General features: G+C 59.4%; 19 protein-coding genes and 1 tRNA gene. 4 read left to right on the top strand and 16 right to left on the bottom strand.

Annotation, left to right across the window (positions count from 1 at the left end; translation table 11 throughout):
* Window positions 1-5 precede the first annotated feature (5 nt).
* The 4 genes from ASE04_RS27470 to ASE04_RS27455 all read right to left on the bottom strand — a co-directional run bounded on the left by ASE04_RS27470 (window position 6) and on the right by ASE04_RS27455 (window position 3,282).
* Complete coding sequence (locus ASE04_RS27470) at window positions 6-1,001, bottom strand: aldo/keto reductase (RefSeq protein WP_056825842.1); 996 nt, start codon at window positions 999-1,001, stop codon at window positions 6-8.
* A gap of 99 nt (window positions 1,002-1,100) precedes the next feature.
* Window positions 1,101-1,862 (bottom strand): DNA repair protein RecO, encoded by a 762-nt coding sequence (gene recO, locus ASE04_RS27465; RefSeq protein ID WP_056825426.1) that lies wholly within the window; start codon window positions 1,860-1,862, stop codon window positions 1,101-1,103.
* Between the two features lie 67 nt (window positions 1,863-1,929).
* Window positions 1,930-2,505 (bottom strand): response regulator, encoded by a 576-nt coding sequence (locus ASE04_RS31830; RefSeq protein ID WP_244490498.1) that lies wholly within the window; start codon window positions 2,503-2,505, stop codon window positions 1,930-1,932.
* 24 nt (window positions 2,506-2,529) lie between these two features.
* Window positions 2,530-3,282 (bottom strand): Crp/Fnr family transcriptional regulator, encoded by a 753-nt coding sequence (locus tag ASE04_RS27455; protein WP_056825423.1) that lies wholly within the window; start codon window positions 3,280-3,282, stop codon window positions 2,530-2,532.
* Between the two features lie 241 nt (window positions 3,283-3,523).
* On the opposite strand from ASE04_RS27455, the gene ASE04_RS27450 reads away from it, so the two are divergent.
* Window positions 3,524-4,045 carry a dihydrofolate reductase family protein gene (locus ASE04_RS27450; protein WP_244490497.1) on the top strand — a complete coding sequence of 174 codons (522 nt, stop codon included), beginning with the start codon at window positions 3,524-3,526 and terminating at the stop codon, window positions 4,043-4,045.
* A 26-nt stretch (window positions 4,046-4,071) separates the two neighbouring features.
* Here the strand turns inward: ASE04_RS27450 and era are convergent, their stop codons facing one another.
* From era to rpoZ, 8 genes are all read right to left on the bottom strand, one after another.
* Entirely contained in the window at window positions 4,072-5,010 is a 939-nt protein-coding gene (gene era / locus ASE04_RS27445; RefSeq protein WP_056825421.1) for a GTPase Era, read from the bottom strand.
* Window positions 5,011-5,017: 7 nt separating this feature from the next.
* Window positions 5,018-5,737 carry a ribonuclease III gene (gene rnc / locus ASE04_RS27440; protein WP_056825419.1) on the bottom strand — a complete coding sequence of 240 codons (720 nt, stop codon included), beginning with the start codon at window positions 5,735-5,737 and terminating at the stop codon, window positions 5,018-5,020.
* Entirely contained in the window at window positions 5,734-6,477 is a 744-nt protein-coding gene (lepB, locus tag ASE04_RS27435; protein WP_056825417.1) for a signal peptidase I, read from the bottom strand. The genes rnc and lepB overlap by 4 nt, the downstream gene beginning before the upstream one ends.
* A 115-nt stretch (window positions 6,478-6,592) precedes the next feature.
* A complete protein-coding gene (acpS, locus tag ASE04_RS27430) occupies window positions 6,593-6,997 on the bottom strand; it encodes a holo-ACP synthase (RefSeq protein WP_056825415.1) in 405 nt (134 codons plus the stop codon).
* On the bottom strand, window positions 6,994-7,578 hold the full coding sequence (locus tag ASE04_RS27425) for a DUF2062 domain-containing protein (protein WP_056825838.1): 585 nt from the start codon (window positions 7,576-7,578) through the stop codon (window positions 6,994-6,996). Before ASE04_RS27425 ends, acpS begins: the two co-directional genes overlap by 4 nt.
* A gap of 140 nt (window positions 7,579-7,718) precedes the next feature.
* Window positions 7,719-7,868, bottom strand: coding sequence for a DUF3563 family protein (locus ASE04_RS30425; protein WP_082597502.1), 150 nt, complete (start codon window positions 7,866-7,868; stop codon window positions 7,719-7,721).
* 181 nt (window positions 7,869-8,049) lie between these two features.
* Window positions 8,050-10,296, bottom strand: coding sequence for a RelA/SpoT family protein (locus ASE04_RS27420; protein ID WP_056825414.1), 2,247 nt, complete (start codon window positions 10,294-10,296; stop codon window positions 8,050-8,052).
* A gap of 100 nt (window positions 10,297-10,396) precedes the next feature.
* The gene (gene rpoZ / locus ASE04_RS27415; protein ID WP_056825412.1) at window positions 10,397-10,795 is read right to left on the bottom strand and encodes a DNA-directed RNA polymerase subunit omega; all 399 of its coding nucleotides are present in this window, start codon (window positions 10,793-10,795) and stop codon (window positions 10,397-10,399) included.
* Between the two features lie 291 nt (window positions 10,796-11,086).
* On the opposite strand from rpoZ, the gene ASE04_RS27410 reads away from it, so the two are divergent.
* Window positions 11,087-11,665, top strand: a complete 579-nt coding sequence (locus ASE04_RS27410) for a LabA-like NYN domain-containing protein (RefSeq protein ID WP_056825409.1) — start codon at window positions 11,087-11,089, stop codon at window positions 11,663-11,665.
* A gap of 42 nt (window positions 11,666-11,707) precedes the next feature.
* On the opposite strand, the gene smpB is transcribed toward ASE04_RS27410, so the two are convergent.
* Together smpB and dapA are read right to left on the bottom strand one after the other, a co-directional pair.
* A complete protein-coding gene (gene smpB, locus ASE04_RS27405) occupies window positions 11,708-12,187 on the bottom strand; it encodes an SsrA-binding protein SmpB (RefSeq protein ID WP_056825405.1) in 480 nt (159 codons plus the stop codon).
* A 98-nt stretch (window positions 12,188-12,285) separates the two neighbouring features.
* Window positions 12,286-13,170: a 4-hydroxy-tetrahydrodipicolinate synthase gene (gene dapA / locus ASE04_RS27400; protein WP_056825403.1), complete on the bottom strand. Its 885-nt coding sequence runs from the start codon at window positions 13,168-13,170 to the stop codon at window positions 12,286-12,288.
* Window positions 13,171-13,385: 215 nt separating this feature from the next.
* Here dapA and ASE04_RS27395 point away from each other — a divergent pair, with 215 nt between their 5' ends.
* Window positions 13,386-15,455, top strand: a complete 2,070-nt coding sequence (locus ASE04_RS27395; RefSeq protein ID WP_056825400.1) for a lytic transglycosylase domain-containing protein — start codon at window positions 13,386-13,388, stop codon at window positions 15,453-15,455.
* A gap of 65 nt (window positions 15,456-15,520) precedes the next feature.
* Window positions 15,521-16,414 (top strand): alpha/beta fold hydrolase, encoded by an 894-nt coding sequence (locus ASE04_RS27390; protein ID WP_056825399.1) that lies wholly within the window; start codon window positions 15,521-15,523, stop codon window positions 16,412-16,414.
* A gap of 96 nt (window positions 16,415-16,510) precedes the next feature.
* Here ASE04_RS27390 and ASE04_RS27385 read toward each other — a convergent pair whose 3' ends face one another.
* Both ASE04_RS27385 and ASE04_RS27380 read right to left on the bottom strand, forming a co-directional pair.
* Complete coding sequence (locus tag ASE04_RS27385; RefSeq protein ID WP_056825397.1) at window positions 16,511-17,548, bottom strand: porin; 1,038 nt, start codon at window positions 17,546-17,548, stop codon at window positions 16,511-16,513.
* Window positions 17,549-18,262: 714 nt separating this feature from the next.
* Window positions 18,263-18,352 (bottom strand) — tRNA-Ser (locus ASE04_RS27380).
* Window positions 18,353-18,368 lie beyond the last annotated feature (16 nt).

The raw sequence follows: 18,368 nt of genomic DNA, 5'->3' as shown, positions 1-18,368 counted from the left end.
GCGTACTAACCGCGCGCCAGTGCCACGTCGATCTCGCGCATCGTTTCGGCAGCTAGCGGGCCCTTGCTCAAGGCACCAACGTTCTCCTCGACCTGCGCGACCGTGCGGAAGCCGGGTATCGGCAATGTGCGAGAAGAGCGTGCCCAAAGCCAGGCCAGCGCGCCCTGTGTCGGCGTCCGTCCGTCAGACATCAGCAGATCACGCACCGCGTCGAGTTTCGCGGCGAACTCCGGCGCGATGCGCCCGTCCTTGAAATAGACCATCCAGTCGAGCGCGGCGGCACGAACATCCTTTGCGCCAATGGTCTTCTGCGCGGTGAACTTGCCGCTCAGCAGTCCCATCGCCAGCGGGCCGCGATTGATCGATACCAGGCCGTGCCGTTCGACCGTCGACACGAGCTCATCCGCCGGTTCGAAGACATTCATCGTGTGTTGCACCGAAACGAAGCCAGGACGCGTTGCCTGGCGCTCGGCCCGATCTGGGAAATCCGTGCTCCAGCCGAAGGCGTCGATCTTTCCCTCCGCGCGGAGCGATTCCAGTGTCTCGAAGACGTCATCGGACTGCTGGAGCGGAAAATCGTTCAGATGAAACTGCAGGAGATCCAGCCGTTCACGCCGCAGCCATCGCAGCGACGTCTCCACCGAATCGCGAATGAAGGCAGGTTCGGCGAATGCACCGGTCGCCTGCTTCGTCGCCGGGTCCGTGGCAAAGCCGAACTTTGTTGCGACGACGATATCATCGCGATTGCCGATCGCCTGTCCCAGGACCTCTTCGGAGTGACCAGCCCCATAATTGGATGCCGTGTCGAAGAAACGCACACCGAGCTCGATGGCGCGATGGATGGCAGCGATCGACTCGGCATCATCCACCTCTCCCCAGCCGAGCGGTGTATCGCCGGCGTAAAAGGGGCCACCGATCGCCCAGCATCCCATGCCAAGCCGCGGAATAGTTCTTCCATCCCAGAGCTGCAGGTGTGTTTCGTTACTTGGTTTCGTCAGCATCTTTTCCTCCTCGACTGCTATCCACGTCAGCAAGTAGGAGCGCTGCCGGTCGCGGTAAAGCACCTGTGTTGCATGATGGTTTTCAACGGTGAAAAACAGTCAGGCCGAGAGCTGGCTGTCCGTCGAGGCCTGTTGTTTCAGCGCTTTCAGCGCCGCCTGAACAAAACCTTCTCGCGCCGCCGGCATTTCCAGTCCCCGCGGCTCGTAGACGTGCCGATGCAGGAAGAAGCCCGTCAGCCGGAAAGCAGCGGACAGATTCTCGGCGTCAGCAGCCTCGCGCTGTTCGCCGCCGAGAAATGACGGCAGCAGGAACATCTTGTCCGCCCACGGAGCGCCCGCACTACGGCTGACAGCGCGACCCGATTTCGGCGAGACATAAGCCAGATCCGCCCGGGCGCCCGTCGCAGCGCACTCCGTCAGATCGAGGCCGAAGCCGAGATCGTTGAGAACGGCCAACTCGAAGCGCACGAACAGCTCGCCCGCATCGGCCGGATTGTGCAGGTTCTCGAGGATCACATCCAACGTTTCAAACAGGTGTGGATGTGGGTCACGCTCGGGCAGCAGCCGGAGCAGAGCGCCCATTGCCTGGACGCCATATACCGCGGTCGCGGTCTCCATGAGGCGCGCGGCGCGCAGCGTCACAGGCTCGATCCGAAACTCGCCGATATGCTCATCAAGCCGGGCCCGCCAGGTGGCTTCCACTTCATTGCCGGGCTGGAGGACGGGCTGCATCGCGCGGGAACGTCCGGAACGCACCATGCCGAGATGGCGACCGCGCTCACTCGTCATCACCTCGGCGATGACGCTCGTCTCGCCGTGACGCTTTATGCCCAGAATGATCGCGCGATCCTGCCACTGCATGAGATACGAAGCCTTAATTCGTTCGCAGCAGCCTAGCGCAAGCAGACGGTTCTGTCATGAAAACCGATCAAACCTCGGCCGGGAATAGCCTCTGGAGAAATTCCAGCATCGCCGTTTCGTCGAACGGCTTGACGAGCAGCGGCCTGTTCTGGAGCTCCTCGGGAAAATCCAATGTGTCGGAGTAACCGCTGACGAAGCCGAAGGGAATATTCTCCGCGACAAGACGTCGAGCGAAGTCGAAGCTCATCACTTCTCCGAGGTTGACATCAAGCAAGGCGAAATCGAACCGCTCGCCCTCCAGCGCCTCTGTCGCCTGCGCGATACTGCTGCAAATTCGGATCGTCTCAACGCCGATGGCGCGAAGAATATCCTCGGCCTCCATCGCGATGATCAAGCTATCCTCAAGAACCAGAACCCGGTTCGCACTCATGTTCGACAAGCCCTTTCGAAGGCGCCAAGCCCGGCTCGTCCCCTCGCCTTCAACCGCATTTCCACCTCTGATGCACAGCTGAACCTCAGCTGCAAAGCTCACTCGACTCTCACTTGCATAGCCGCTTTTTTCGTGATGGTCGATAAGCTCAATAAAGTACAACGACAAAACATGTCGTCCGAGAACCTTACGTTCCCGCGAAGCTGTTCGCATTTAAAAAAGACATAGCTTCGAAAACTAGATAAACGGTCGCAGCCTTTCGCCGAGGCCATCCCAACTGGCGATTTCGGCCAGTTGATCACCGTCAAGGACTTCGCATGTCCGCTCCTGCCAGCGAATGAGCCCACGAGCAGCGAGCTTCTTCAGGGTCTTGTTGGTGTGAACGATCGAGAGACCGAGGGTATCGGCAATATGCTGCTGGGTGATCGGAATCGCCTTGTGGCCGTTGAACAGCCGAAGCTGCATGCCGCGCTGATAAAGGAAGGCGATCAGATAGGCAGCGCGTTCGAGCGCCGTGCGGCGGCCGATGCTGAGAAGGTGTTCGTCCAGCATCCTCTCCTCCTGCGCCGCCATCCAAGTGATGTCGAAGGCGAGCGAGGGATGCTTGTTGTAGAGGCCCATCAGCTTGTCACGCTCGAAGACGCACAGAGAAACCGGAGACAGCGCCTCAACCGAATGCTGCATCTCTCCCATGATCGAACCCTGCAGGCCAATAAGATCACCGGGCATGACGTAGTTCAGTATCTGGCGCCTACCGTCCTCCAGCGTCTTGTAGCGGAACCCCCAGCCCGACAGGACCGTGTAGAGATGCGCGCTGTGGGCGCCTTCCACGAGAATCGTGGTGCCGGCGTCCGCCGCCAGCTCACCTCTCTTGAATTTCGAGACGAACTCGATCTCTTCCCCGGTGAACTCCCTGAAATGCGGCAAGGGCCGCAATGGACACCGCTCGCAGGGTGTCTTGAACGAATGCGTGGGGCGCGTCGGAGCCATGGAGCCTCGTGTTCAAAAAAACGGCGCCCTCACGGGCACCGCTTTCATTAAACTCGCGACGGGCGAGTTCGTTCCGCACGGACGGGGTACATCGCCCAAAAATGATCGTGCGCTGTCGGAACTCGCTGTTCTGGTCCGTCCCTGAGCCAGGACCGCAGAAGAGGAGAAAGCTGTGAGAGACCTGATCTTGAATGTCCATATCCATCGACGGGTTCGTGAGTGATCTGGACGGGAAAAGCAGGTGGATGTTCGGCTCCGATCAGGGGGCGAAGGCTGGTCCGTTGAGACTCTCTGGAGTGCCGGGCTGCACATCATGGGCAGCCGCAGTTTCAACGACATGGCCGGCTATTGGCCAACCTCCACCGATATGTTCGCGCCGCCGATGACGGAGATCCCGAAGGCGGTCTTCTCACGGCGGGGATCGGTGGCCCTCAGGAGCGCGGAGACTTCGCAGTCGGCGAAGCGCCAGCCCGGTGCGGAAAGTTGGACGGCGGCCCATGTGGCAAGCGGCGACCTGGCGGAGGAGATTGCGATGCTGAAATCTCAAGAGGGCAAGCCGATCATCGCCCACGGCGGCGTGCGCTTCGCCCGCAGCCTTGTCGCTGAGGGGCTGGTCGACGAATTCGTGCTGCTGGTTGTGCCGGTGGCGCTCGGCAAAGGCCAGGCGCTATTTTCGGAACTCGCGGCATCAAGGTCGCTCAGGCTGACAAGCTCACGAGCCTTCCCGGGCGGCGCGGTAGCGCAGGTTTATCGGGCGGCGTAAACCGCCCGAAGTCTTCAAGTTGAAGCTTAGCGGGGGAAATCCAGACCCATTTCGCGGAAGCGCTCGGGATCGTCGCCCCAGTTCTCGCGAACCTTCACGAACAGGAAGAGATGTACCTGCTGCTCGAGAATTTCCGAAAGCTCGCGGCGGGAAGCCGACGAGATCGCCTTGATGGTCTCGCCGCCTTTTCCAAGAGCGATCTTCTTCTGGCTGTCGCGCTGGACGTAGATGACCTGTTCTATGCGCACAGACCCATCCTTGCGCTCTTCCCACTTCTCCGTCTCGACGTGAGACGCATAGGGAAGCTCCTGATGAAGCCTGAGGAAAAGCTTCTCGCGGGTGATCTCGGCCGCGAGCTGGCGCATCGGAAGATCCGAAATCTGGTCCTCCGGGTAGTACCACGGACCTTCCGGCAAGGTCTTGGCGAGGTGATCCATGACGTCGGTGCAGCCCGAGCCGTTTTCCGCGGAGACCATGAAGGTATGATCGAAGGCGATCTTCTCGTTGGCTGCGGCGGCGAGCGCAAGAAGGTCCTCGCGCTTGACGCGGTCGATCTTGTTCAGCACCAGAATTTTCGGCTGCTTCACTTCCTTGAGGCCCTCAAGGATCGCTTCGGCATCGCCGCGAAGACCGCGCTCGCTGTCGATCAGGAGCATGATCAGATCCGCATCCTTGGCGCCGCCCCAGGCCGAGGTCACCATCGCCCGATCGAGGCGACGGCGCGGCTTGAAGATGCCGGGCGTGTCCATGAACACGATCTGCGCATTGTTGTGGATCGCGATGCCGCGCACGATCGCGCGCGTCGTCTGCACCTTGTGGCTGACGATCGAGACCTTGGCGCCAACCAGTCGGTTGACGAGCGTGGACTTGCCGGCATTGGTCGGCCCGATGAGGGCGACAAATCCGGAATGCGTCACATCGGCGGCCTCGTTGGCGCCGCCTGCCATGTCTTGTTCTTCGCTCATTTTCCCGTCAATTTCCGGCAGACGACTTCTGCCAAATTCCTTCGCGTTCCAGCATCTTCGTCGCCGCAACCTGTTCGGCTGCGCGCTTGGAGCGCTCTACGCCCGTCTCCGGCTGAACGCCTGCGACTTCGACTGTCACCGTAAATCGCGGATCATGATCCGGTCCAGTACGTTCTTCAACCCGATAGTTCGGCGTCACGCCGAACTTTGCATGCGACCATTCCTGCAGTTCCGTCTTGGCGTCACGCCGGGCGCCATCGGCACGGACAGCGCGTTTTTGCCAATACTTCAGGATGAAGCGCCGCGCGACCTCAAGACCACCATCCAGATAGATGGCCGCGATCAGGCTTTCGACAACATCAGCGCGAACATTCATCATGCGCTTGCCGGTCAGCTTCTTCACGTCGGCACCTGTCCGGATGAAGAGATGCAGGCCGAGTTCATCGGCAACCTCCGCGCAGGTATCGGCGCTGACAAGCTGGTTCAGGCGAACGGAAAGCTCGCCCTCGGCCGCAGTCCCGAATGTGCGGAAAAGCAGTTCGGCGACACAGAGGCCAAGCACTCTGTCGCCGAGGAACTCCAGACGCTCGTAGTTCCCGCTCTTCTGCGTACGGGCGCTGGCGTGGGTGAGAGCCCGATCTAGGCGCTCCTTCTCGGCAAACTCGTGACCGATGAGGGCTTCCAGCCGCGCACGGTCGCTAGCCGAGAGTGTCTGCGACTTGCTCATTCAACGCTCTTGAACAGGCGATCCCAACGCATGTTGGCCGGCCACTTCCAGATTTCGCGGAATGAAGTGTCGTTGCCGAGCGAGAAGAAGATCACGCTGGCGCGGCCCACGAGGTTCTCAGCGGGAACGAAGCCGACATCGAAGCGGCTGTCCAGCGAGTTGTCGCGGTTGTCGCCCATCATGAAATAATGGCCTTCGGGAACGATGAATTCGCGCGTGTTGTCGCCGCGGGAAACCGGGGACTGGTCGAGCGTATCGTAGCTGACACCGTCATCAAGCGTTTCGCGGAATACCGGAACATCCTGGCCCGGATCCTGCGCGTAGTCAGAATTGAAGGTACCATCGGGCACCTTCGGCACAGGCTTGCCGTTGATGTAGAGAACGCCTTCGGTGACCTGAATATGATCGCCCGGCAGACCGACAAGGCGCTTGATGTAGTCGACCTCGGGATTCGGCGGGAACCGGAAGACGACGATATCGCCGCGCTTCGGTTCGCTTGAGAAAACGCGACCGCTGAAGAGGTTTGGCGAGAACGGCAGCGAGTATTTCGAATAGCCGTAGGCGAACTTGTTGACGAAGATGTAGTCGCCGACAAGCAGTGTCGGCATCATCGAGCCTGAAGGGATGGTAAAAGGTTGGAAGAATACAGTGCGGATGACCATCGCCAGGATCAACGCCTGGGCGATGACCTTGATGTTTTCCCAAAGAGCGTTTGGCTTCGTTTCAACTTTTTCGGACACGCAGTTTCATTCCTTCAGGGCATCATCTCGGATGCACGATTTTTCTCGTTCTCTGTAGCGGCTTAGCTCGACTGCAGCAATGCCGCCGACATTAAAAGCGACGACACGCCGCTGCTCACGGGCTTTCGGCGAGCGCCTCGATTATCACGAATGCTTGAGCCAGCGGATAATCATCCGTTATCGTCAAATGGATGGCGGCGCGATGTCCCGCCGGCAGCATCGACTGAAGGATATCCGCGGCGCCGCCGGTCAGCTTCATCGTCGGCTTGCCGCTCGGCATGTTGACGACGCCCATATCCTTCCAGAACACGCCCTGCGCTATGCCCGTTCCAAGCGCCTTCGAGCAGGCCTCCTTGGCGGCAAAACGCTTGGCATAGGAAGCGGCGCGATTTGCACGACGGTCGGACTTGTTGCGTTCGACCTCGGTGAAGCAGCGCGACGTGAAACGCTCGCCAAAGCGCTCCAGCGATTTCTCCACCCTTCTGATATCGATGAGATCGCTGCCAATGCCGATAATCATACCGTCTCCTGCATCGGGTTCGACAGGCGGGCACGAGCTCGCTCGAGCAGACGCGCGCGCCGGCGGCCCTGGAAGGCCCGAACGGTGTAGAATGTCGCGAAATAAAGCGCGACCGACGTCACGAGCGCGGGCGGTATCGAGCCAATCAGCATCGGCTCCAGGACAGGGCGCCACAGCTCCGTAATGTGCAGTTGGTGGAAAAGGGCGGTCAGATCGACGCCTTGCCCCGGCATGGCATCCTGGCGACTCAACAGCAGGTGCCCGATCTCCCACGTCGTTCCCCAGATGAAGGGGTAGGTCAGCGGGTTACCGAAGGCTGCGCAGCCAAGCGCGGCGGCGACCATGTTGCCGGAGAAAAGATAGCTCAGGATGAAAGCCATCACGAAATGGATGCCGATGAACGGGGTCCACGATACGAAGATGCCGGCCGCGACACCGACGGCCACCGCATGCGGCGTCGCCCTCAGGCGCAGGACACGCATCACGAGATAGCGCGGCGGACGCGTCAGCCCTTTGCGGGGCCACAGCAGCTCGCGAAGCTTCTCACGAAATCCAGCAGGTTTTCGACGTCTAAACAACATGGCGCGTATGTAGTGCAAGGCGCACGGGCATGACAAGAGCGTCAAACCACCTCAGTCATCATTTGATCAGCGCCAACTGAGCACTCTCGAGGGGCATGACATTCGGATACCCCTTCCCTTTCTCAAGTATAAACCCGATATTAACGGGTGCGGAACATACCGCGATCGACCTGACGCTGGCGATATTCCAGATCAATACGGTCGAACGAACCGTTCAGATATGCCATTTCGCGTTCTTCGGCAGTCGGAGCACGCAGCGCACGGGCGATATTCTTAATTGGCTTGAACATTTGCTTGCCTCATCTTTCTCTTCATTTCCTGTTGATGAGAAGATAGGCGCTGTGGGCCCGGATTACCAACGCTGTAACCTGACGCCAGCCATGCGATCAACGCATGACTTGCCCTTCATCTGCGCTAATTAGGTCATAAAACGATCACAAAATGTGCAATTGCACGCCGAGTTGGGCTCGATTACTCGTAGAGACGTCTTACAGTCGCCACGCATTCAAGCTCGGCCAATTGCGTAAGCAATTGATTCAGCTGACGTAAATCCCACACTTCGACGTCAAGCGTCATTTCCGTGAAGTCGGTGGCAACCCGAATGGTGTTGAGCACGCGGATATTTACATCGACGCCGGCGACCGTCTGCGCAAGCTTTGCAAGCGTACCGGGCTCGTTCAGCCCGTTGACCATGATCCGTGCCATGAAGCGAGATTTATTCGCCTCGTCCAGATCCCAGCGCACGTCGATCCAGCGATCGGGCTGCTCGTCGAAGCGCTGCAGGACCGGAGACTGGATCGGATAGATGGTAATCCCCCTGCCGCTCTCGGTGCTGTCCATGATGCCGACAATGCGATCTCCAGGAACCGCACCCGTTGGAGCGAACTGCACGTCGACATTGCTGGAGATGCCGCGGATCGGCACGGCATCGGCGTCGATGGCCGCATCGTGATCGGCAGGCAATCCCTCACCCGTCTTCGACCGGCCCGGGATCTTGAAGATCATGCCCGAGGCGCTGCGGACATTGAACCAGCCATCGTCGCCGCTCGGCTTGGCCGTGACGCGCTCTTCCTGGTGGTCTGGATAGACCGCGCGCAGCACGTCGAGAGAGGACATCTCCCCACGGCCGACGGCCGCGATCGCATCCTCGACATCTTTCTGGCCGAGGCGGTGCAGCGCAGGCTTCATCGACTCCCGCGAAAAGATCTTGCCGGCACGGTCGAAGGTGCGCTCCAGAATGCGATGGCCGAGCCCGGCATACTGCTTGCGGATCGCCATGCGTGTCGCGCGCCGGATAGCCGCCCGCGCCTTGCCCGTTACGACGATCTCTTCCCAGGCGGCCGGGGGAACCTGAACGCCCGAACGGATGATCTCCACCTCGTCGCCGTTCGCAAGGCGCGTCACCAGCGGCATGATGCGACCGTTGATCTTGGCGCCAACCGTGGTGTCACCGATATTGGTGTGCACCGCGTAAGCAAAATCGATCGGCGTTGCCCCGCGCGGCAGCGCAATGAGCTTGCCCTTCGGCGTGAAACAGAACACCTGATCCTGGAAAAGCTCGAGCTTGGTGTGCTCGAGGAACTCTTCGGGGCTGTCGCCCTCCGCAAGCGCCTCGATCGTATGGCGCAGCCAGGAATAGGCATTGGATTCACGCGACAGGATATCGCCGTCGGCGTTCGTGGCACCGTCCTTGTAAAGCGTGTGCGCGGCAATACCGAACTCGGCGATTTCATGCATCCGCTTCGTACGGATCTGCAGCTCGATACGCTGGCTCGACGGACCGACGATCGTCGTGTGGAGCGAGCGATAGTCGTTCTGCTTCGGTGTAGAGATATAGTCCTTGAAACGGCCGGGAACGACGCGCCAGCGGGTATGGACGATGCCAAGGCCCCGGTAGCAGGCCGGAATGTCGTCAACGATGATGCGGAAGCCGTAGACGTCGGACAGCTGCTCGAACGACAGCGACTTCGACTGCATCTTGCGGAACACCGAGTATGGCTGCTTCTGGCGCCCCTTCACATAGGCATTGGTCAAACCGTTGGCGACGAGCAGATCGCGCAACTCGGTCTCGATCTTCTTCACCAGGCCTTCGTTGCGGCGAGAGAGCTCCTCCAGGCGCTTGGTGACCGTCTCGTAGGCTTCCGGATTGATATGGCGGAAGGACAGATCCTCGAGCTCTTCACGCATGTCCTGCATACCCATGCGGCCGGCGAGCGGCGCGTAGATATCCATCGTCTCCTCGGAGATGCGGGCGCGCTTCTCGGGCGACATATGATCGAGCGTGCGCATGTTGTGCAGGCGGTCCGCCAGCTTCACGAGCAGGACGCGCACATCATCAGAGATCGCCAGCAGTAGCTTGCGTAGATTTTCGGCCTGCTTGGCCTTCTTGGTAACGAGATCGAGCTTCTTGATCTTCGTCAGGCCCTCGACAAGACGACCGATATCTTCCCCGAAGAGCTCATCGATCTCGGCGCGGGTGGCCGTCGTGTCCTCGATCGTGTCGTGCAGCAGGGCGACTGCGATCGTCGATTCGTCGAGATGCATATCCGTCAGGATGGCGGCGACTTCGAGGGGGTGAGAAATGTAGGGATCGCCGCTCGCGCGTTTTTGCTGTCCATGCTTCTGCATGGCGTAAACGTAGGCTTTGTTCAGCAGCGCTTCGTTGGCATCGGGCTTGTATTTCTGAACCCGCTCCACGAGCTCGTACTGCCGCATCATCCCGAAGCCACTCCACTACAAAAGAAAAGCGCGCCAATCACAGATTGGCGCACGTGATACTCAATCATATGCCGAAGCAATAATGGCGCAAGGTTGACGATTAGTAATCGTCGCTCTTTTCTGGCGGAACCAGACCTTCGATACCGGCCAGGAGCTCTTCTTCCGACATCTGATCGAACGTAACGGTCTCCGGCAGATCTTCCTGCTCTTCGCCTTCGCTGACAGCAGCGGTAGCGATCAGGCTTGCCGGATCGGGCTCGGGCTCGTCGACTTCGACGTGCTTCTGCAGCGAATGGATCAGGTCTTCCTTCAGATCGTCAGGAGACAGCGTCTCGTCAGCGATCTCGCGCAAAGCGACGACCGGGTTCTTGTCGTTGTCACGATCGATAGTGATCGACGCACCCTGGGAAATCAGCCGGGCGCGGTGGCTGGCAAGCAGAACCAGCTCGAAGCGGTTCTCAACTTTGTCGATGCAATCTTCTACTGTGACACGGGCCATTGCCTGTCCTTTACGGGTCGTGATCTCGGGATTAGCACGGCGATACAATTAAAAGCGGACAAATTCAAGTTTTTCGTGAAAGCTGTTTTGCCACCGCCAGGTATGATCCAATTCAGAGGAGAATGCGGGATTTCCACCGAAAGTTGCTTGGAATATCCCGAATCGTGCCCTAAATCATTCTTATATGAATAGTTCATAAAGTAAGAATTGTTCTGGTTTTTGTTTTAACTCGTTGATCTGATGGAGTTTTTAACAAAGACTTTTCGATTGCTCAAAGTGGATTGGTACGCGATGTTTGACCCGCGCGAAAAAATTGCTCTTTTCATTGATGGCGCCAATCTCTACGCCGCATCCAAGAGTCTGGGTTTCGATATCGACTACAGAAAGCTCCTGAAGGCCTTTCAGAAGCGCGGTTATCTCCTGCGCGCCTATTATTACACGGCCCTGATCGAGGATCAGGAGTATTCCTCCATTCGACCGCTGATCGATTGGCTTGATTACAACGGCTACAAGGTCGTGACCAAGCCCGCGAAAGAATTCACCGATTCCATGGGACGCCGGAAGATCAAGGGCAACATGGACATCGAGCTTGCCATCGATGCCATGGAACAGTCCGAGACGGTCGATCATCTCGTCATTTTCTCCGGCGACGGCGACTTCACGACGCTCGTGGAAGCTCTGCAAAGACGCGGCCGCAAGGTCTCTGTCATCTCGACGATGGCAACTCAACCGCCGATGATCGCTGACGATCTGCGCCGGCAGGCCGATCATTTCATTGATTTGCTGTCCTTGAAGAGCGAGATCGGTCGCGATGCCTCGGAGCGACCCCCTCGTCCGGCGGAGCCGGCCCCAAGTGATGTCGAGACTTGACGCCTTCCAGCGGCGAGGGCTTCGTCCAACGCCGCTAACGGTTCAGCTGTTTTCTCGCAGCAGCCGACCCTTCTGACGATTCCAGTCACGCTCCTTCTCGGTTTCGCGCTTGTCGTGCAGCTTCTTGCCCTTGGCCAGCGCCAGTTCCATCTTGGCGCGACCACGGTCGTTGAAGTAAATCTTCAATGGAATGAGGGTCATCCCCTCGCGATTGATCCCTATCCGAAGCCGATGGATCTCCCTGCCCGAGAGCAGCAGCTTGCGACGGCGGCGCGGCTCGTGGTTGAAGCGGTTGGCCTGGAGATATTCCGGCAGGTAGGAATTGATCAGCCAGATCTCGCCATCCTCGTCCGAGGCATAGGACTCGGCAATATTGGCCTTGCCCTCGCGCAGCGACTTCACCTCGGTGCCCATCAACACGAGCCCGGCTTCATAGGTGTCGATAATCTCGTAGTTGAAGCGCGCCTTCCGATTTTCGGCGACGACTTTCTTCACAACACGCTGACTGCCTTTGGGGGCCATGAAAGGAATTCCAGTCCTTGGACGGCGCGACGATCGCGCCATCTATCCGATGTCTTATCTAGAGATCCGTAAAGCCGTTGTGAAGGACGGCAGCTGGATCAGTTCAGCAGGCCGGCGTGGCGCAAGGCTGCGTCAATTGCCGCCTCGGTGCCAGGCTCCAGCGTGGAAATCAGCGGCGAGCGAACATTGCGGCTCATCCGGCCGAGCTTGGAAAGGCCGTACTTCGATCCACAGAGACCCGGCTCCAGGAAAATCGCTTTATGGAGCGGCATCAGGCGGTCCTGATATTCAAGCGCCTTTGCATAGTCGCCGGCCAGTGTCGCTGCCTGGAACTCGGCACAGAGCCGCGGCGCCACGTTGGCGGTAACCGAGATACAGCCGACGCCGCCATGAGCGTTGAAGCCGAGCGCGGTCGCATCCTCGCCCGAAAGCTGCCTGAACTCCTTGCCGCATGTCAGGCGCTGTTCGGACACGCGCTCGATCCTGCCGGTTGCGTCCTTGACGCCGACGATGTTCGAGTGGGCCTTGACGAGGGCGCCCATGGTCTCGGGGGTCATGTCGACGACGGAGCGGCCCGGGATATTGTAGATGTAGATCGGAAGCTTCACGGCATCGGCAATTGCCGAGAAGTGCGCGAACAGGCCCTTCTGCGTCGGCTTGTTGTAGTAAGGCGTCACGACCAGGATGCCATCGGCACCAGCCTTTTCGGCATGCTGCGCAAGCTCGATCGCTTCGCGCGTGTTGTTCGAGCCGGCACCGGCCATGACGGGAACACGCTTCGCGGCGGCTTCGATACAGAGTTCCACTACCCGTTTGTGCTCGGCATGCGACAACGTCGGAGATTCGCCGGTCGTGCCGACCGGAACGAGACCGTTGCTGCCTTCCTTGATTTGCCAGTCGACATGAGCGACAAACGAGGTCTCATCGACCTGACCAGCATCAGTGAAGGGTGTGACGAGTGCGGGAATGGATCCCTGGAACATGCAGAACTCCTTACGGCCACAATCCATGGTTCGGCCGCATTCCTTGAATATGAGGAGCGCACCATAGTGCGGTGAAAACGCCGCGACAAGCGCGCAGAAGTCGGATTGGCGGAAATTCCGATAGCAAATGTGAATGAAATTTAACCGCTTCGGTAAGCTTTCATTAATATGCGTCCGAGCAAATGTAGGACGTGTTTCCATTGTGAGTGTCCAGCATGAAGCGAGCCGTCCTGATCCTCTCCGCCCTCGGCCTTACAGCCGCTGCGTGGAGCAGCGTTGCGTCGCCGCTGCCGGGTGAGGACATTCCCGTTCCCGATGTGAAGCCGATCGGATTCGTGCCGCAGACGAGCGTGCCTGAGTCACTCATAACAGGCGCGATTCCCAGAGGACCGACCGTCGCGCCGGTGGCGAGTGATCTCAAGACTGGACTGGATGCGCTCAGCGCCCGCAACCCGATGCAGGCGATCGCCGTACGCGACAGCATGAGAAGCGGAACGCTTGATCGGCACATCCTGACATGGGCGATCGCTGTGTCGGCGCAAAAAGGCATTCCCTCCGTCGAGATCGCGACAGCAGCACAAGAGCTGCAGGGATGGCCGGGCCTCGCCAAGCTGCGGACCTATTCGGAGCGGGCTCTTTACGACGAAAACCCGGCGCCGAGCGCAGTGCTCGCGGCATTCGGAGAAACCGCGCCGGAGACCAATTCAGGCGCGATGATCCTCGCGCGCGCCCTCGTTGCGACGGGCAAGCAGGCCCAGGCCGCAAAGTACCTCCGCAAGATCTGGCGTGGCCAGACGATGGACACCGCGACAGAAGACAAGATTCTCAACGAGTTTTCGGGGCTTCTGACCACTGCCGATCATAAGGCGCGGATGGAATATCTGATGTACCGAAACCGCGCCGCGCAAGCGAAGCGTTTCGGCGATCTCGGTCAGGCGCAGTCGCTCTACAATGCCTGGAATGCCGTGATCGGCAAGGCGGCGAACGCCGAGGCGCTGCTCGCCTCCGTCGATGGCAAGTGGCACAATGACCCCGGTTACCTCTTCGCCCGCATCGAATACCTGCGGAAGCAGGAGCGCTATGGCGACGCCGCGAAGCTGCTGAAGCAAATGCCGCGCGACCGCGACGAATTGGTGAACGCTGGCGAATGGTGGAACGAGCAACGGATCGTCAGCCGCGGGCTGGTGGATCAGGGGGATTTCAAGGCCGCCTACGGCATTGTTTCCAGCTACGCCGCCGCCGCTCCAACCGATATCGTCGAAGCCGAATTTCACGCAGGCTGGTATGCGCTTCGCGGAATGCAGGATGCAGACACCGCCCAGGGCCATTTCCGCAAGATCCTGAATTTCTCGAACGGTCCGCTTTCCGTCTCGCGCGCGTGGTACTGGATGGGCCGCTCCGCCGAGGCCGGCGGACCCGGGAAGGCCAGCGACTTCTACACGAAAGCGGCAAGCTACCCGACGACCTTCTACGGCCAGCTTGCCAGCGAAAAACTCGGCCGCAAGACATTGAACGTCAGCTATCCCTCGCCCTCATCCGCGGATCGGGAACGCTACCAGGCGCGCGAAGCGGTGCAGGCCATCGCACGTCTCGACGCTGCCGGCCACGGCTGGCGCGCAAAGGATCTCTACCTGGCGCTGGCCGATCAGCTGCAGAGCCCGGGCGAACTTGCGATTCTGAGCGCGCAGGCCGAACGCTCCGGCGATCACCATCTGTCGCTGCAGATCGGCAAGACCGCCTATTCGCGAGGCATCGACGTCGCCGCTCTGGCTTTCCCCCTCGGCGTCATTCCTGCTGGAGCCAATATCTCCGGCTCCGGCAAGGCGCTGGCCTATGCGATCGCCCGGCAGGAGAGCGCCTTCAACCCGGCGGCGGTTTCGATTGCGGATGCGCGTGGGCTGCTCCAGATTTTGCCTGGAACGGCAAAGGCCGTCGCCAAGCGACACAACATCACCTACTCAAAAGACAAGCTGACGACAGATGCGGGCTACAACGCCACGCTCGGCGCGCACTATCTGGGTGAGCAGATCGACACCTTCGGCGGCTCGTACATCATGACATTCATCGCCTATAACGCCGGGCCGAAACGCGTGCCGGAATGGATCGGTCGCTACGGTGACCCACGCGGCAAGTCGATCGATGCCGTCGTCGATTGGATCGAGCGGATCCCGTTCCCCGAAACGCGTAACTACGTTCAGCGGGTGATGGAGAACTATGAGGTTTACAAGGCTCGACTTGGTCAGCCCGCCGACCTGCAACGCGACCTGATCGACGGCCGCTCCTGAGCCAATTTCGATTGCCAGCGCGCTCCGACCGCCGTTAGTCTCCAATCAAATAGGGAGACAACGCGATGGGAAGTGCTGGAAACGCCGGTTTCGTGCAACGTCAGGTAACGGCGGAGGACGGGCTGGCGCTATCGCTGCGTGACTATCCCGCCCGATCGGATGACAATCAGCAACCATTGCCGATCATCTGCCTCCCCGGTCTGACGCGCAACGCGCGCGACTTTCACCAGCTTGCCCTTGCTCTATCGCAGGACCGATCCACACCGCACCGCGTGATCGCCGTCGATTATCGTGGACGTGGTCTCTCCGCCCAGGATTCAAACAAGGCGAACTATTCGATCGCCGTCGAGGCTCGCGATGTCCTTAATGTCTGCGATCATCTCGGCATCGAGCGCGCCATCTTCATCGGCACGTCGCGCGGCGGACTGATTCTCCACATTCTTGCCGCCATGAGACCGGCACTACTCGCTGCCGTGGTTCTCAACGACATCGGACCTGTCATCGATGCCAAAGGTCTCATGCGGATTCGCGATTATCTGAACCGCGGCAGCACACCTGGAGATTGGAGCGAAGCTGTCACGGCACTTCGGGCCAATCACGGCCAATACTTTACCGCTCTTGACCCGAACGACTGGCGCGAGATGGCCGATGCGATCTACCGCGTGATCGACGGGCACATCGTCCCGGATGTCGATTCGGCCATTGCGGAGGCATTGCTGGCCATCGATTTCGAGAAGCCCCTGCCCGATCTCTGGCAACAGTTCGATGCGTTCCAGCCGATTCCTCTGCTGGTGATTCGCGGAGAGCATTCCGATCTGCTGTCGGAGAGGACAGTGGAAGAGATGCGCGCGCGGAATCCGGGGATCATCACAAGTGTCGCCGAAGGTCAGGGCCATGCGCCGCTGCTGCATCTGGCGGCTGTTTACAGCGAGCTTCGCCGCTTCCTCGCCGGTCGCTAGGCCCTTGGGGGGCGCCTCGCGTCCAGTCGAAAGCAACAAACAAAAAGAGCCCGGCTCGAAAGCCGGGCTCTCCTGATTGACCGAAGTCAGATCAGATTAGAACGAACGCTGCAGGCGGAAGTAACCGGATACAGAGTCGTCGTCGACCGTGAAGGTACGATCCTGCCACTGTACGGAAGCCTTGGCGTAGAAGTTCTCGACGATCTGGTAGTCGACCGTTACGCCGGCCTTCCACATGTCGTCGCCCGAGAAGTCGGTAACCGTAGCTGCCGAACCGCCGTTCTTGATGTTGTCGAAGTACTGAACAGCAGGGGTGATCTTCAGCTTGTCAGTTGCCTGGATTGCGTATTCAGCAGCAATCGTCCACTCAGACTCTTCGAAGTAAGCGTTCGGGCCAGAAGCCCAAGCTGCTGCGAGGCCGAGCGTGCCAGGACCGATTGCAACGGTACCCATAGCGCGGATTGCACCCTCTTCGGTGTCGGTGTCGTAGCCACCGATCAACTGGTAGGAGAAGGCACCAGCCTTGCCACCGATGCCAGCAGCGATACCGACGTCATTGCCGTCTTCGCCGAGTGCGTCGTGGATTGCGTCTTCGAGTTCGTCAACCGAAACGCCAGCGTAGAAGTCGCCAGACTCGTACTGATAACGGAAAGAGTTATGCAGCGTGGAGTTGGAAGCGAGGTTGTCCGTTTCGCCGCTCAGGCCGTCGTCCCACCAGCTGTAGAACAGACCAGCGCGGAAGCCGGCAACGTCGATGTATGCGGAGTCGAGGTAGCTGTTCTGGTCACCAGAGCTGCCATCGTTAGCGTCCGTCTGCAGAACGATAACGCCGGTGAGCGGGCCGTATTCGGTGTCGCTCTTAGCCGTGAACTGAACGTTAGCGCGGCTCCAGAAGTCGTAGTCGGAAACGCCAACCTGGTCACGACCGAAGCGAACTTCCGTACGGATGTAGCCTTCGATCTTGAGGCAGGTTTCGGTGCCCGGGATGTAGAAGTAGCCGGTGCCGTAAGCGTCGCAGACGCGGACGTATTCAACCGGTTCCGGCTCAGCAGCAACGACAGCGTCGGCAGCCTGAGCACCGGAAACTACTGCGAGAGCAGCAGCGGAGCCGAGAAGTAGGCTCTTGATGTTCATATTGACCTCCAATTCAAAGTTTCGATCGGGTCTGGGTTTTTCGCCGTTAGAGCAGCGTTCCCTGCCCCATCCCCATGTTTCAAGAAGTCGGACGATCAACCGCCCTCGCTTCCGAAGTTGAAAATACAAGACCGGGACTGTCACGCAATCACCAACTTGTCCGTTAGGGACATTTGCGACAGCCTTCCGTATGCGCTGTTGCTGAAAGGTCACAAATGCGGCATCCGCCCGGCGCATTTCTTTATACTTCATTAAGAAAGCGCTGATTTTCCTGGGGTTTATAGCAGCTCCGGGCCCGCCCGCATCAGGCCAATGTGCCGTATTGAAGCCCATTTCGCGCCGGATTCGCTGATCAACCCCGCTTTTCACAAGGCCATGGACCGAAGCGCTTGTGACAGCGGCGGACGATTCCGACGCGGAATCATTGCCAAGCCCCAGGATGATTCTTCGCTTTCGATTCGACTGGCTCGTACGACGGCGTTGCGCTGTCGTTAGAAACGGTGACACCGGAATGCTGCGAAGAATGATTGTCTTTTAAAGACGAGCGCTCAGCTGGGAGTGGCGCCACAGTTCAGCGATGAGAAGATCGGAGTGGCGTTTCCCATCGACGGGAAACCAACTCAGCTGTACGGCGATCTTTGCATCAGGACGCTGCACTTGGCTGGACATTGCCTGAATGCCGTGTGCGTTCATTTTTGAAATGATCTGAAATAATGGCGGAGAAGATGGGATTCGAACCCACGATACCCTCTCGGGTATACTCCCTTAGCAGGGGAGCGCCTTCGACCACTCGGCCACCTCTCCGGTCGGAGCCTGATAG

Origin of the sequence: Rhizobium sp. Root708, from assembly GCF_001429725.1 — a bacterium.
Lineage (GTDB): Bacteria > Pseudomonadota > Alphaproteobacteria > Rhizobiales > Rhizobiaceae > Rhizobium.
This window is presented reverse-complemented; position numbering and strand designations above follow the sequence as displayed.

What these genes read in the sequence shown, in the direction of transcription:
- rnc (WP_056825419.1), bottom strand. Translation starts at nt 5,737, where the DNA reads ATGAGCAAGTCGCAGACACTCTCGGCTAGCGACCGTGCGCGGCTGGAA.
- ASE04_RS30425 (WP_082597502.1), bottom strand. Translation starts at nt 7,868, where the DNA reads ATGTTCAAGCCAATTAAGAATATCGCCCGTGCGCTGCGTGCTCCGACT.
- smpB (WP_056825405.1), bottom strand. Translation starts at nt 12,187, where the DNA reads ATGGCCCCCAAAGGCAGTCAGCGTGTTGTGAAGAAAGTCGTCGCCGAA.
- ASE04_RS27470 (WP_056825842.1), bottom strand. Translation starts at nt 1,001, where the DNA reads ATGCTGACGAAACCAAGTAACGAAACACACCTGCAGCTCTGGGATGGA.
- ASE04_RS27385 (WP_056825397.1), bottom strand. Translation starts at nt 17,548, where the DNA reads ATGAACATCAAGAGCCTACTTCTCGGCTCCGCTGCTGCTCTCGCAGTA.
- ASE04_RS27455 (WP_056825423.1), bottom strand. Translation starts at nt 3,282, where the DNA reads ATGGCTCCGACGCGCCCCACGCATTCGTTCAAGACACCCTGCGAGCGG.
- era (WP_056825421.1), bottom strand. Translation starts at nt 5,010, where the DNA reads ATGAGCGAAGAACAAGACATGGCAGGCGGCGCCAACGAGGCCGCCGAT.
- ASE04_RS27420 (WP_056825414.1), bottom strand. Translation starts at nt 10,296, where the DNA reads ATGATGCGGCAGTACGAGCTCGTGGAGCGGGTTCAGAAATACAAGCCC.
- acpS (WP_056825415.1), bottom strand. Translation starts at nt 6,997, where the DNA reads ATGATTATCGGCATTGGCAGCGATCTCATCGATATCAGAAGGGTGGAG.
- ASE04_RS27410 (WP_056825409.1), top strand. Translation starts at nt 11,087, where the DNA reads ATGTTTGACCCGCGCGAAAAAATTGCTCTTTTCATTGATGGCGCCAAT.
- rpoZ (WP_056825412.1), bottom strand. Translation starts at nt 10,795, where the DNA reads ATGGCCCGTGTCACAGTAGAAGATTGCATCGACAAAGTTGAGAACCGC.
- ASE04_RS27425 (WP_056825838.1), bottom strand. Translation starts at nt 7,578, where the DNA reads ATGTTGTTTAGACGTCGAAAACCTGCTGGATTTCGTGAGAAGCTTCGC.
- dapA (WP_056825403.1), bottom strand. Translation starts at nt 13,170, where the DNA reads ATGTTCCAGGGATCCATTCCCGCACTCGTCACACCCTTCACTGATGCT.
- ASE04_RS27390 (WP_056825399.1), top strand. Translation starts at nt 15,521, where the DNA reads ATGGGAAGTGCTGGAAACGCCGGTTTCGTGCAACGTCAGGTAACGGCG.
- ASE04_RS31830 (WP_244490498.1), bottom strand. Translation starts at nt 2,505, where the DNA reads ATGCGAACAGCTTCGCGGGAACGTAAGGTTCTCGGACGACATGTTTTG.
- ASE04_RS27395 (WP_056825400.1), top strand. Translation starts at nt 13,386, where the DNA reads ATGAAGCGAGCCGTCCTGATCCTCTCCGCCCTCGGCCTTACAGCCGCT.
- recO (WP_056825426.1), bottom strand. Translation starts at nt 1,862, where the DNA reads ATGCAGTGGCAGGATCGCGCGATCATTCTGGGCATAAAGCGTCACGGC.